Source organism: Rhodoferax sp. (assembly GCF_023700745.1).
In the GTDB taxonomy this organism is placed as follows: domain Bacteria; phylum Pseudomonadota; class Gammaproteobacteria; order Burkholderiales; family Burkholderiaceae_C; genus Rhodoferax.
The window spans coordinates 1-13,385 of record NZ_JAMPYG010000017.1 but is presented as its reverse complement, the minus strand read 5'-3'; the positions used below and the strand labels follow the sequence as shown (position 1 = coordinate 13,385).

Below are 13,385 nucleotides of genomic sequence, written 5' to 3'. Positions count from 1 at the left end.
CAAGCTATTGCAACCGCACAAAAGCACCATGACGAACGGTCGTCAGATAAGTGTCGCGTACCGCATCGCCGTAGGCGTCAAAGCTTATCCGTGACTGGGCACCGGCGAACTCCCGGCGCGCCAAAATCGCTTGCTTGAGCGTTTGACCAGAAGTTTGGGCTGCCAGCCCGTCGAGCACCACGTTGGTGGCATCAAAGGCGAGCAATCCCGCAAAGCCAGGCTCACGCTTGAAACGCGCCAGATACGCTTTTTTGAAAGCCATATAGGAAGCTTGCTGGCTTTCACGATCAATGAACTGGGCGATCACAATCCCTTCGACAGCCTTGCCACCGAGTTCGATCAGGCGCTCGGTGGCGCTCCACTCACTGGCATTGATGTGGACCACGGCATCCCGCTTGCGCACTTGTTGGGCCAGCATGGCGGTATCAACCGAGTTGGCCAAAATCAGCACACCGTCAGGGCGCGGCTGAAGCAGCCGCTGCGCCAGCGCTGAAAAGTTGGAGTCATCGCTGGAACTGAATGGCACAACCGCCACGAGGGCACCCCCTGCAGCTTCAAATTCCTTGCGGTAATCGTTCAGCCAACTTTCAGCATAGGCCTGGTTGCGCAAGTCGTAAGTCACGGAGATACGACGACTGCCCTGCTCAGCAAAATGGTAATTGGCACTTTTGCTTGCATAGTTGGTGGTCGAATTGATGACCCGCAAGAAGTAATCATCCATACCAGCCAAATCAGTGGTGGTAACCGTAGGACTGAGCATCAACAATTGGGCCGTGTTGGCCAATGGCACCGTGGCGACCGCCATGGCACTGGTCATCGGCCCGATGATGGCCGTTACTTTGTTGTCAATCAGCCGCGCCACCGCCTGCCTGGCGATGTCAGTCGCCTGCTGGTCGTCTTCGGCGATCAACTCAAGCTGCCGGCCGCCAACGCCGCCCGATGTGTTGCGCAACTCAACGGCCAGCAGGGCACCATCGCGCCCACCGATGCCAAGATCAGCAACGCGCCCGGAAAGCCCGCCTATAAAACCCAGACGGATGGGTTCACGCGTATGGCAGGCGGCCAAAAGACTCGAAATGACCAAGCTTAGAAGCAACGCACCAACATGTTTACTACCCGAGAAAAGCTTGGGATTCACATAAACCTTTGAAGTATTGTGGAATTATAGAAGTCAACATGGCTCGGCAGTTCGAAATTCAGTGGCCACCTTTAGCGCGCCGCCATCGCATCAATGGCGAACTGGGCTACCCACGCTGGCGCAATGGACACGCGCCTGACGCAAAATACGGCAAACACATGACAAGCCCACGCATGAACCACCCTGCCATCTTGAGCCCCAGCGCACGCCTGATGAGCACCCGCATGCTGCTGCTCGCACTCCTGCTTGCCGCTTGTTCGGTGCAGGAGGCCGGTCCAGAAATCAGGCTTGGACCTGAGGCACACCCCGCCGACCTGCGCTGCCCGCGCAGCAGCAACTGCGTGAATTCGCTGGAAGGCAGCGGCCTGCCTGCGCTGCGTTATGCCGGCAGTGCGGCCCAAGGCATGGCCTTGCTGCGCACCACCCTGGCCAGTCATCCTGAGGCAACCATCGTGCGCAGCAGCCCGCTTTGGCTGGAGGTGATTTTCACCACGCCATTGGGCTTTCGGGACCAGGTCGATTTTGTGCTGGACGCCGAGTCCGGCCAGATCAATTTCCGCTCGCAATCCTTATTGGGGCGCTACGATTTTGGCAAGAACCGCGCACGCATGACGGCGTTCTCGGTGCGCTTTGGCAGTGCCCGCTGAAAACGCGCACGGCCCGGGGGAACCAGCACCCAAAACGCACCAGCGGCCGCTTGCGCCAACTTAGCCCGCGGCGCGCTTTTGCAGGATCTCGAAGGCCGGCAGGGTCTTGCCTTCCAGCACCTCAAGGAATGCGCCGCCGCCGGTGCTGATGTAGCCCACGTCTTTCTCTATGCCGTACTTGGCAATGGCCGCCAGCGTGTCGCCGCCGCCGGCAATGCTGAAAGCCGGGGACTCGGCAATGGCGTGCGCAATGACCTTGGTACCGTTCTCGAAGGCGGCAAATTCGAACACCCCCACCGGGCCGTTCCAGACGATGCTGCCGGCCGCCTTGAGTTGCTGCGCCAGCTTGGCGGCCGTGACCGGGCCAATGTCCAGAATCAGGTCATCGTCGGCGACTTCGGTGGCTGGCTTGACGGTGGCCACGGCATCGGCGGCAAAGGTTTTGGCGGTCACCACGTCGGTGGGAATGGGCACTTCGGCGCCACGTGCCTTCATGGCGTCGATCACGGCCTTGGCATCGCCCACCAGACTCGGTTCGGCCAGACTCTTGCCGATGCTCAGGCCCGAGGCCAGCATGAAGGTGTTGGCAATGCCACCACCCACAATGAGCTGGTCCACGTTTTTGGCCAGCGCCTGCAAAATGGTCAGCTTGCTCGACACCTTGGAGCCGGCCACAATGGCCACCAGCGGGCGTTTGGGGTTGGCCAGGGCCAGGTTGATGGCGTCAATCTCGGCGGCCAGCAAGGGGCCGGCGCAGGCGATGGGGGCGAACTGGGCAATGCCGTAGGTGGTGCCTTCAGCGCGGTGCGCGGTGCCAAAGGCGTCGTGCACAAACACATCACACAGGGCAGCCAGCTTTTTGGCCAGCTCGGGCGCATTTTTCTTTTCACCGACATTGACCCGGCAGTTTTCCAGCAGCACGAGCTGACCGGGTTGCACCGCCACGCCGTCGACCCAGTTGGCCACCAGGGGCACCTCGCGGCCCAACAGTTCGCCCAGGCGTTTGGCCACCGGCGCCAAAGAGTCTTCAGGTTTGAAGGCTCCTTCGGTCGGGCGGCCCAGGTGGCTGGTGACCATCACCGCAGCGCCGGCATCGAGCGCCATCCGGATGCAGGGCACGCTGGCGCGGATGCGGGTGTCTTCGGTGATGTTGCCTGCGTCGTCCTGCGGCACATTGAGGTCGGCGCGGATAAACACCCGTTTGCCCTTGGCAAAGCCGCTGGCGATCACATCAGCAAAACGTAAAACTTTCATGCTTTCTTTACTCCTTGTTGAGTGCCTATTTTCAGTCCAAAATCAATCACGGATCAGCTTCAGGCGGCTATTTATCAAACCTGAATAGCAAGGGGATTCAGCAATGATGAAAAGTCTGCAATCACCCGGTCGGGCGCACAGGCCCCGATCGGCTCACCCATGTTGTAGCCATAGGGCAGCAGCCACACCGTCACCCCCGCGTTGCGTGCGGTGGCCGCATCGATGCTGGAGTCGCCAACAAACAGGGTGCGCCCCCTGGCCATGCCGAATTGCGCCAGGCAATGCACCACACCCACCGGATCAGGTTTTTTGGTGGGAAAGGTGTCGCCACTGACCACTTCGTCAAACAGGAGGCCGAGCTGGTGCACAGCCAGCACCACCTGGGTGTAGCGACTTTCCTTGTTGGTCACCACTGCCAGCTTGACGCCCTGGGCGCGCAAGGCTTGCAAGGTTTCACGCACCTGCGGGTAGAGATGGCTGCGGGTGCCGCAGCGCTGCTGGTAAAAACCATCGTAGATCGGCACCATCTGGCGCAGCAGTTCGCTGCTGCGCGCCACCTCGATCGTCATGCCGCTGCGATCAGCCAGCGCCTGCGCCAGCAACGCCAGGGTGCCGTGACCGATCCAGTCATTGACCTGCTGCTGGGTCACCGGCGACAACTTGAACCGGTCCAGGGTGTCATTCACCGCGTCCATGATTTCAGGCGCGGTCTCCACCAGCGTGCCATCCAGGTCAAACAGGATCAGGTCAAAAGTGCGTTCCATCATTGCGGATGGGCAGCCTGTCGCAACGCCTGCATCACGTTCTTGTAGCCGCCGTCGGCATCGGGCGCGCCAAACACGGCACTGCCAGCCACGCAGGTGTCAGCACCAGCGGCCACAATCTCGGCAATGTTGTCGGTCTTGACACCGCCGTCCACTTCGAGCCAGATCGGCTGACCGCCAGCGGCCACATGGGCGTCAATTTTTGCCCGCACCTGGCGCAACTTGGACAGCGTGGAAGGAATGAATTTCTGGCCGCCAAAACCGGGGTTGACGCTCATCAGCAAAATCATGTCGAGCTTGTCCATGACATGGTCGAGCCAGTCTACCGGTGTGGCGGGGTTGAGTACCAGGCCGGCCTTGCAACCCAGCTCGCGAATCATCGACAGGCTGCGGTCCACATGCCTGGAGGCTTCGGGGTGAAACGTGATGATGTTCGCACCGGCCTTGGCAAACAGCGGAATGATGGCATCGACCGGCTCCACCATCAAATGCACGTCGATCGGGATGCGCACATGCGGACGAATCGCCTCGCACACCAGTGGCCCGATGGTCAGGTTGGGCACGTAGTGGTTGTCCATCACGTCAAAGTGCACCAGGTCGCAACCGGCCGCTTCGATGGCGCGGACTTCTTCGCCCAGACGGGCAAAGTCAGCCGACAAGATGCTGGGGGCCAAACGCAAGATGGGGACAAAACTCATGGCAGGGGCTTTCTGTAAATTTGGGAAAGCTCGAGAGTAATATAGTTTCAGCGCAATTTGACGCCCCTTCTGAACGGAAAAATGCGCACGTCCACCGTGCATGAACTTGAAGCGCCAGGCGGCACCTCAGTTGATGGCAATCAGGGCATAGCCCTTGGTCTGGTAACCAATCATTGAATTGAAGACATTGCCGACCAGCTTGACCCCCGGGATCAGGAGCGCCGGATCAGCCTTGAAAATACGCATCGCGACGGAACAGACCTCAAATCGCACGCCCCGGGCTGTGAGCGCCTTGAAAAGTTCATGGGCCTCGGCATCGGGTGCTGCACTGGCCAACAGATGAACGCCCGGGCCACGAAAAGCCACCACCATGCTGGGTTTGACCCCCTGGGCAACCAGACCGTCATACGTCTCGTTGATCAAGCCCAAATTGAAAACCAGCTTGTCGATGTCGGGCGCGCGCACGTCGAACACCACCTTGGCAGATGTCAGGCCTCGCAGCGCATCGCGGTCGTCGGGCTGGTCTGCCGCATACAGGGCCGGTGCGAATGCCATCCAGAAAAAAGCTATCATCCAGACGAATCTGATACTTATTTTCATGGCCGACTCCCCTTCACCGTTGTCAAACCCAGTGCTTCCCAGTCCATCATGCCGCCACGGTAATAGGAGATTTTTTCTACCGGGTAACCCATGTGGACGAGATTTCTGATGCCGGCCGGACTTTGCAAGCACATGGGACCATAACAAAACGCGATGATGTTGACGGCAGCAGAACAGTCCCACGACTTGTCTGCGCGACGTCCGCACCCCAGTTGGTCCAGCCGGTCCTCAATCTCGTTGTACGGAATGTGAAATGTGTTGGGAATGGTGGCTTTCAGCGGTTCGTCTTCGTCACGCATATCAATCACCATGACCGAAGGATTGTTGAGCGCATGCAGCACCTCAATTTCGGTCACTGGGGTGACTCCGGGCAAGGGCACCAGCGGCTGCAAAACCCCTTTCGGATAGGCGCAGGCTGTCTTGCTGCGGGTGATGGTGACAGGGCCAGCGGCCGTCTGAACAATGAACTGCTGCGCCTGCCCCATCAGCCGTAGCAGCTCCGGTTCGCCAGCCCATGCTGGCGTCAGCAACACAGACGACAGCATGAGCAGCCGGGCCGACCGCATCAGCTCACTCCTTGATGACGCAGGCTTCACCCTTGCAGGAGATTTCGGCATCCAGGTAGGCAATGTTGGTGTAACCCTTGCGGCCCAGAATGTCATAGGTCTTGGTGCTCTTGGCACCGGTGGCGCAGTTGACAAACACGGGAACGTCTTTGGGGATCTTGGCAAAGTCCTTTTCCATGTCCTCAATGGGCAGGTTCACCGCGCCTTTGAAGTGACCCCGGGCAAAGTCCGCAGCCGGGCGCACATCCAGGATGAACTTGCCAGCCATCACCGCCTCTTCAAAGACTTTCGGTGCCACTTGACCGGGCGCATAAATGGGTGCCCAGCTCACTTGCGTGAGGGCGGGTGCAGCGCCAAGAGAACCCTTCCACGCACTGATCGGGAAGTAAGCCAGACGGCGAAAATCGTATTCGCGCAGCATGTCCAACGCCTCATTGGCCGCCGTCATGTTTCCCCGCTCCAGCACCACCAAGGGCGCATTTTTGGATAATTTCGCGAGCGCGCCCTGACCCTTGCTGTCCTTGAGGTCGGCCAGCGAGAGTTGCAGTGTCTGGTTATTGGCACTGACGATGGTGCTTTGCCCTGGTGCGGTATCGAGCAGGATCAGGTTGCCTTTTTTCAGGAAGGCTTCAGTTGCCATCAGGGGTTGGGCTTTCTGGTTCCAGCCCGGAACGCCGTTGCGGTAAACCCAGACATCGGTATAGCCCATTGCCCTGAACACGGCAGCCGAGTCCACCGACAAAGTGCACTCGCGGCCGGCGCAGTAAAAGACCAGCTTGCCGGTCTTTGGAATGGCCAGTTTTTCGACGCTGGCCGCCGGGTCTTTTTTCAGCACATCCAGCGGCAGGTTGATCGCTCCCGGAATGTGCCCTGCGATAAATTTGCCAGGCGGTCGACTGTCCAGCACCCAGACTGTTTTACCAATGGCGCCTTGCTCATAAAAGCTCACCATCTGGTCATTGACCACTTCGTCGGCCTCAACCTTGACATCTGCTGCCAACGCGCTGAAAGCCAGCGCGCCCGACAGGGCCAATGTCCACAACATGCGTTTCATGACATCACTCCTTGGAATTCAGACACTTGTCTCCCTTTTAAGAAGTCAGTACACCACCGGTCAGGAGACGCAACCGGCGGTGTCTTGCCTGGCGCAGATCAGCAGCCAGCGGTCTTTTTGAATGACTTGCTGGTGTTTTTGCCATCTTTTTCATAGCGTGCCCGGATTTCATCACCTTCCACAATGCGCTTGTCCTTGAATTTATCCAGGGTCAGGTCATCGGTGATGGTGATGGTGACAGATGCGCCAGCCTTGGTATCCTTCAGAACGGCGGTGGCCGACTTGCCGTCGGCAGCCATCGTGATCTTGGTAATCGGCCCAACCAACTTGCCCTCTTCGGCAAAAGCATTGGCAGTGAAGGCCGCACCGGAAAAGCCGAGCACGGCAGTAACGATCAGGGTTGAGAATTTGATTTTCATGATGAGACTCCTGCTAAAAAAATGAGATAAAAAACGATCAGAACTTGACTTCAAAGGTGGCGTAAACGTTGGTGGCATTCTCCAGCGGCGTCAAGGTCGACATCTGGCCATTGACATCACCGATGCTTACCGGGGCACCGACCCAGTTGTTGCTGCCGGTGTAGTCGAAGTTGTAGCGCTGCACACCCAGGCGGAAGAAAGCTTTGCTGAAGAAGGAGGAAATCGGCGCCAGATCGAGATCCTTGATGTAGTAGGCCTCGACCACGCTGCCTCGGGTACCGGCCTTGGCGGTCCACATGTCGTCAGCCGCGGGCGAGAATGGAATCCAGTTCTTGGAGCCGTGGTTGTATTCGAAACCGAATTTATCCTTCGACGGCAGGTCGTAGCGCACGCCCAGGGCGATGCCGGTACCGGTCTTGTCCGACGGCGCTTCAGGATTGAAGAAGCCGCCGGTCAGCAGACCCTGGAAGCCGTTTTGCGCCGAGACATTGTTGTTGGGGTGTGTCTTGCTCACCGCCACTTCGCCAAACACATGCAGCATGCCGGAACCCACGTTCTTGTACGTGCTCATGAAGCCTGCACCCAACCAGTCAATGTCGCCCAGGTCGGCCTTGCTGGCGGTGTCGCCGAAGTAGGTGTTGTTCATGGTCGGCGCATCGAAGATGTGCGTGCCACGGTTCCATTGCAGCCAGACGCGCAGCGGATCGGTGTCGATCGGGACTACCGAGATACCCACCATGTCGGTGTCGGCCAGCGAATTGCCTGCAACATTGCTGTAACCACTCTCGAAACCGCGACCATAACAAAACTTGGCATAGGCGCCTGGCAATGAATCGATTTCAGGTGCATAACCCAGGGTCAGGCCGTCGAAGGCATAGTCCACCAGAAGGGAAGGTACGCCGCCTGTGCCCGGGCGCGGCTTGTTCAGTTTGAGGTTGCTGGGGGCGCCTTCGGTTGATGGACGACGACCGACCGAGAACCAGATTTCCTTGTCGGCAATATTGCTCCAGGTCGCATAGATGCGGTCGACATTGAGATCGCTGGTCGATGGTACATGGCTCAGCGTGCCGTCAAAGACACCGGTACGGTCGGCAAAGAACGGGGCCGAGCCGGCGTTCATGACGGCACCGTCGTTTTGCGAACCAAACACCTTGTACATGGCCAGGCGCGCAGTCACGCTGACGTCCTGCGTGGCCTTGGCGTTGAGGTCAAGGTTGAAGCGGTTCGTCATCAAGCTGGTGTTCTTGGGCTTGTAGGCGGGAACGGTCTTGGCAAACGCACCCATGGCGCCAACCATGCCGGCGTTCATCGGATCGACCAGGAAGGCCGCCGCCTGTTCGTAAGTGCCCACGGCGTTCATGCCTTGGGCGAAGCCCATCAGCCCGGACAGGGCTTGCGCCGAAGTCCATCCCGGGTTGAGGCTGGAAGCCGCAGCCGGGTTGGCGAAGAACTCGGTTTGCAACTGGTTCTGCGCATTGGCAAAGGTGCCCGCCACATCGGTGAAGGTTTTGGTCTGGCCCTCCAGGTAGTCGTAACGGAAGCGGTAGTCGCCACCCACCGTCAGCCATTTACCGAGCGACTTGCCTTCAAGCTGCTTGACCTGGCTTTTGAGCGCCTCGATCGCCGCATCATTGTTGGCCACCACTGGCGCAACAGGTGCGGCTGCCTTGGCCTCATTGGCCTGTACCTGTCCCTTGAGCGCCTGCAATTGCTGCGCCAGCAGTTCATTTTGCTGCGCCAGCGCTTCAATTTTTTTCAACAGATCTGCCTCGGAGGCGTAAGCCGCCATCGGCATCAACATGCCGGCAATCAATGCAACCAACAGTTTTTTCTGAAACCTCTTGTCCATGGATAGCTCCTAAAGATTGAAACAACAAAGATTTGCTTGCTGCGTTAATGTTTTTTGCCAGGTGCAGCGTCGTCCCCCAGGTCTTCCCAACCGGTAATCATGGCCATGACCTGCGAGGTGATCTTGTGGCCGGTGGTGGCCAGATACAGGTGCGAAATCAGAAAAGCCAGCATCAAAAAGGCGCCCAGCGTGTGGCCGGTGGCGACCCATTGCAGGCTCAGGCCGCTCAGGCCCAGCCGGGGCCAATCGGCATAGAACAGATACAAGCCGCCGGTGACCCAGATCAAGGGACTCAGCAGCGTCAGCACGGCCAGGTAGGTCAGGCGTTGCAGCGGGTTGTGCTTTTTGCCCGGCGTCGGTTTGTAGGGATGCTCTTCTCCCTTGAAGATGCCAGACGAGTAGTAGCTGGCCACCGCCAGCATTTTTTGCGTGGTGGGGATGTACTGCCGCCACTCACCGGTCGTGATATGCCAGAAGATGGCAAAAATCCACAGGCCCACCAGGGTCCAGGCGGCAAGGGTGTGGTAGTCCACCGCCTTGCCAAAGCCAAACAGCTGGTACGTGCCGTGCACTTCAAAACCAGTCACCAGCATGGTGATAATGAGTGCCGCTTGCGCCCAGTGCCAGAACCGCTCAAAGGGTTTAAAGAGATAAACGCGTGCCATGATGGTTCTCCGGTTTAGTTTTTGCGAGTAAGGATGCGAATCAGGCCATGGCCTGTGACACCGAGCAGGGTCAGTGCGGCCAGCAACCAGCCACCGATTTCAAGCCAGGGTGCGTGGTCGCGGCCACGACCAGGCATATAGATGCCATCGACTTTTTCCAGACGGCCGTTGCTGACGTGGCAGTCGGCGCAACCCAGGGCCTTGTCCTTGGGCGCGACCATGTGGGTGATCGGCCAGATGCTCTCGGTCTCGATGAAATCCACCTGACCGGAAAACTTCACACCGCCTTTGGCCATGCCCACCTCGACGGCCTTGACCCAGTTCAGGTTTTTCCAGTAGGCGGTGTCGTCGTTGCCCGCCAGGTGGGTAATCACCAGCGATTTGTTCACGGGGTCGTATTGCTGTTTGCCGCGGAACACCTTGACTGGCCAGATCATCGACTTGCCATCGGTGGCACTGCCTTCGAAGCGGTTGATCTGAATCGGCTCGTTGGCCTTCTCGATCTTGTCACCCATCAGCGTGTAGTTGACCGTGCCGTTGAACCAGACGTATTCAGGCGTGACGTTCTCTGCCCACTTGAAATCCCCCTTGATGGTCATGTAAGTGTCGTAATCGTTTTCGTCACGCAGCGTCTGGAACTTGCCGTCCTTATCGAGCTTGCCTGCGGTTGACCAGTCCCAAGTCATTTTGGTGGGTTGCCCGCCACGGGCATACGCCGGGATATGGCAGGTCTGGCAAGCCAGCTTGTTGGTATGGTCGTTGACCAGGGCCACCTTGTGCGGTGCCTGACCATGGCAGGACTGGCAGGTGGCCGGATTGCTGGTGTCGGCCTTGCCACGCAGATGGGCTGGCGCCTTGTCCTGGGCCGTTGGCGCATAGCGGCTGCCTGGCACCTGGTGGCCTTCGGTTTTGTGGCAGGTCGAGCAACTGAAGTTGTTGCCATCCACGTCCATGTGCACATCCAGTTCCTTGTCTGGCGCTTCCAGCGAGGTATCCAGATCACCGTGCTTCACGCCATCACCGCCGCCGCCATTGAAGTGGCATGACCCACAGGTTGTGCGCTTTGTGGCACCCACCTTTTGGGCAATCTCGGCCAGATTGATGCCACGGATGATCTTGCCCGAGCCAGGTGGAAACTCGGTGTCTTTGGCCACCGGGTTGCCGGCAAAGCCTGATGGCTTTTTGTACTTGCCTGTGGCATCGTGACACGCCAGGCAGTCCACATTTTCTTCGGACGCAAAATCAAACGTATCGTCTTTCCAGCCATACCCGATGTGACAGCTGTTGCACGCAGCTTCGTTGGACCTGACCGAGGTGCAGAAGTTGTTGACGACGTGTTTTTTGCCTAGCAGCTGGCCGGTTTTGGGGTTTTTGTATTCCCATTTCCAGTGCTGTGTTTGATGGATTTGCCTGGACGCCTCGGTGTGACAGCTCAGACAGGCTTTGGTGACGGCCGGGCCGGAATCAAAGGGGCCCGCCAATGCTGAAAACTTGCTGTGATCGGCGGTGGACCTGGCCTCTGTTGCGGCGCTCGTGTCTGTCGCCGCTTGCACCAGGGCACCGGCGAACAGCATCGCGACAAAAACCGTTTTCAAAAAATGATGGAGTGACATTGCCTTTCCCTCGTAAAGGAACGGCCTGTGCGCATCCAATCTTCAATACACAATGCCGTTCAAAAGTCGTAACGGCATTGTTGAGGCATTAGTGGAAACCCTAATTGATTTAAATCAGTAAATCCAAATATTCAAAAATATAAACATTTGAATTGATGATGGTCTGACAGCGATTGAAGGAGGACAACATCCTCTGCCTTGCCAGGCATCAGTACGCCGCGCTGGTACGGCATGAAATGTCGGCAACAAGCACAGAACTGCCCTCTAAGCCCGCAGACCGTCGTGCAACTCCACCAGTGCCAAGGTAATTTTGTGGCTCGGATCCAGGTGGATCATGGGCAGTGACTGCTCATGTGACTCGCGAATCCGCACTGACGAAGGTAAATACGGTTGCAGTACCGGCAGGCCTTCTTCGATCAGTTCGGCCACCATGCGCTGGGGCAGGTTGGCGCGGGCCTGGAATTGGTTCACCACAATGCCGTCAATCTGGAGATCGGGGTTGTGGTCAGCACGGATTTCCTGCACGTTGTCCATCAGTGCATAGAGCGCCTGGCGTGAGAAGCTGTCGCAATCAAACGGGATCAGGCAGCCGGTGGCGCCAATCAGCGCGGCCCGGGTAAAGAAATTCAGCGCCGGTGGCGTGTCGATGTAGATGCGGTCGTAAGTCTGGGCCAGTTGCACCAGGGCTTCGCGCAGTTTGTAGATTTTCTGACGTGATTCCAGTTTGACCAGCAGTTCATTGAGCGCCGGACTGGACGGCATCACATCAAGGTTTTCAAATGGTGTTTCAACCACAAAGTCCGTCGCTGGCACGTTGCGAAAACTGTAGCTCAGGGTTTGCTCAAAAAAACCGGCCACGCTGGGCTGCCCGTCGACGGCCGTGTCGCCCAGCAAGTAGCTTGTGGAGTTGCCCTGCGGATCGAGGTCGATGACCAGGGTGCGCAGACCCTGGCTGGCGCTGATGGCCGCCAGATTGCAGGTAATGGTGGACTTGCCCACCCCCCCTTTTTGATTGAACACAACGATCGGCATGAATCAACTCCTTTGAGGCAACTGAACAGTCAGCGTGAATAGGCGCGATTGTCCGTGACTTTGGTTGCTCGCCTGGCAACCGGCACGACTCCGATTTACCAAAATGCCAGCAAACGACCTTTGACCACTTTGGATTCGATGCGCTGGAGCGAGGTCTTGCCTTTTTTGATGCAGTCGCCGCTTTTGGCATCAAATTGCCATTGGTGCTTGGGACAGGTCATGGTCGTGCCCGTGACGGCCAACTGGGTGATGTCGGTGTTCTGATGCGGACAGTGGCTGTCATAGACTTTGTACATCTTGGTGTTACGGTAGATGAACAGGCCGCGCCCCTGGCACTCGGTACGTGTGACCTCGCCGTCAGCGACGTCCTTGGCCGCCATGACATCGCGCCACTCCCCTGGCGCTGGTACCAATTGGGTGATGACCTCAGGTGCAAAACCCGGGATGTTCATGTCGAGAATGATGTTCACAGCCCAGATGATCTTGGCCAGTCCGAGCGCCGGGAATGCCATCAGCAGCGCATCGAGCACCTCCATCGGGCTGCAGCCCTCGCGCAGGGCGCGACCCAGATACTGGCGAAAACCACGGTCAGTCTGGGCGTGGACCTTGGTAATGACCGAAATCAGGTTGCGGGTTTTGGGATCGAGGTACTTGCCACTGTCTTTCAGAAAAGCAAAATAATGGCCCATGGTTTCGGGCCGTGCCTTAAGCAAATAGTTCAGTGCGTCACTCACGATGAAACTCCTCGGGTCGTTGAAAATCAGGTTTTAAAACCAATAGTACATGCCGTCAACGGACTCCAATACGGGTGCACAGATGCTGGTGTGGCGAGATGGTTTTTTTTGGTTGACAGCACATAAAAAAAGAGGTCGACCCCAGCGGGTGGACCTCTTTGCATCAACTGGAACAGGCGTTTTAAACCGTAGCGAGTTCCAAATCGGCACGAGCGGCGCTCAACGCAGCGGCCTTGGGCGCATCCCCCATGGCCAGACCCTCGGCGCGCACAATGCGCACATCGGTGACGCCAAAGAAACCAAACACCACCTTGAGATAGCTCTCCTGGTGCTCCATGGCCTGACCGCCCTC

15 protein-coding genes are annotated in these 13,385 nt (G+C 58.1%); 1 reads left to right on the top strand and 14 read right to left on the bottom strand.

The window, feature by feature from the left end; genetic code table 11:
- Positions 1 to 4: 4 nt before the first annotated feature.
- Positions 5 to 1,066, bottom strand: coding sequence for an ABC transporter substrate-binding protein (locus NDJ10_RS12625; RefSeq protein ID WP_296162775.1), 1,062 nt, complete (start codon positions 1,064 to 1,066; stop codon positions 5 to 7).
- A gap of 110 nt (positions 1,067 to 1,176) precedes the next feature.
- On the opposite strand from NDJ10_RS12625, the gene NDJ10_RS12620 reads away from it, so the two are divergent.
- Positions 1,177 to 1,785, top strand: a complete 609-nt coding sequence (locus NDJ10_RS12620) for a DUF1499 domain-containing protein (RefSeq protein ID WP_296162773.1) — start codon at positions 1,177 to 1,179, stop codon at positions 1,783 to 1,785.
- Positions 1,786 to 1,845: 60 nt separating this feature from the next.
- Here the strand turns inward: NDJ10_RS12620 and NDJ10_RS12615 are convergent, their stop codons facing one another.
- From NDJ10_RS12615 to NDJ10_RS12555, 13 genes are all read right to left on the bottom strand, one after another.
- Entirely contained in the window at positions 1,846 to 3,039 is a 1,194-nt protein-coding gene (locus NDJ10_RS12615) for a phosphoglycerate kinase (protein WP_296162771.1), read from the bottom strand.
- Positions 3,040 to 3,113: 74 nt separating this feature from the next.
- Positions 3,114 to 3,803 carry an HAD-IA family hydrolase gene (locus NDJ10_RS12610; RefSeq protein ID WP_296162769.1) on the bottom strand — a complete coding sequence of 230 codons (690 nt, stop codon included), beginning with the start codon at positions 3,801 to 3,803 and terminating at the stop codon, positions 3,114 to 3,116.
- Complete coding sequence (gene rpe / locus NDJ10_RS12605; RefSeq protein ID WP_296162767.1) at positions 3,803 to 4,501, bottom strand: ribulose-phosphate 3-epimerase; 699 nt, start codon at positions 4,499 to 4,501, stop codon at positions 3,803 to 3,805. The genes NDJ10_RS12610 and rpe overlap by 1 nt, the downstream gene beginning before the upstream one ends.
- Positions 4,502 to 4,627: 126 nt before the next feature.
- On the bottom strand, positions 4,628 to 5,101 hold the full coding sequence (locus tag NDJ10_RS12600) for a DsrE family protein (RefSeq protein ID WP_296162765.1): 474 nt from the start codon (positions 5,099 to 5,101) through the stop codon (positions 4,628 to 4,630).
- Positions 5,098 to 5,667: a rhodanese-like domain-containing protein gene (locus tag NDJ10_RS12595; RefSeq protein WP_296162759.1), complete on the bottom strand. Its 570-nt coding sequence runs from the start codon at positions 5,665 to 5,667 to the stop codon at positions 5,098 to 5,100. The genes NDJ10_RS12600 and NDJ10_RS12595 overlap by 4 nt, the downstream gene beginning before the upstream one ends.
- A 4-nt stretch (positions 5,668 to 5,671) precedes the next feature.
- Positions 5,672 to 6,721, bottom strand: coding sequence for a rhodanese-like domain-containing protein (locus tag NDJ10_RS12590; protein WP_296162756.1), 1,050 nt, complete (start codon positions 6,719 to 6,721; stop codon positions 5,672 to 5,674).
- A 98-nt stretch (positions 6,722 to 6,819) separates the two neighbouring features.
- Positions 6,820 to 7,140: a hypothetical protein gene (locus NDJ10_RS12585; RefSeq protein WP_296162754.1), complete on the bottom strand. Its 321-nt coding sequence runs from the start codon at positions 7,138 to 7,140 to the stop codon at positions 6,820 to 6,822.
- Positions 7,141 to 7,177: 37 nt separating this feature from the next.
- Positions 7,178 to 8,989, bottom strand: a complete 1,812-nt coding sequence (locus tag NDJ10_RS12580) for a DUF3373 domain-containing protein (RefSeq protein WP_296162752.1) — start codon at positions 8,987 to 8,989, stop codon at positions 7,178 to 7,180.
- Positions 8,990 to 9,033: 44 nt separating this feature from the next.
- Positions 9,034 to 9,654 carry a cytochrome b/b6 domain-containing protein gene (locus NDJ10_RS12575; protein ID WP_296162750.1) on the bottom strand — a complete coding sequence of 207 codons (621 nt, stop codon included), beginning with the start codon at positions 9,652 to 9,654 and terminating at the stop codon, positions 9,034 to 9,036.
- Between the two features lie 14 nt (positions 9,655 to 9,668).
- Positions 9,669 to 11,267, bottom strand: coding sequence for a tetrathionate reductase family octaheme c-type cytochrome (locus NDJ10_RS12570; protein WP_296162748.1), 1,599 nt, complete (start codon positions 11,265 to 11,267; stop codon positions 9,669 to 9,671).
- Positions 11,268 to 11,531: 264 nt separating this feature from the next.
- Complete coding sequence (locus tag NDJ10_RS12565) at positions 11,532 to 12,299, bottom strand: ParA family protein (RefSeq protein WP_296162746.1); 768 nt, start codon at positions 12,297 to 12,299, stop codon at positions 11,532 to 11,534.
- A 95-nt stretch (positions 12,300 to 12,394) separates the two neighbouring features.
- Positions 12,395 to 13,033, bottom strand: coding sequence for a Rieske 2Fe-2S domain-containing protein (locus tag NDJ10_RS12560; protein ID WP_296162743.1), 639 nt, complete (start codon positions 13,031 to 13,033; stop codon positions 12,395 to 12,397).
- Positions 13,034 to 13,214: 181 nt separating this feature from the next.
- Positions 13,215 to 13,385: NAD(P)H-dependent oxidoreductase (locus tag NDJ10_RS12555; protein ID WP_296162897.1), on the bottom strand; the 171-nt coding region annotated here is incomplete at its 5' end.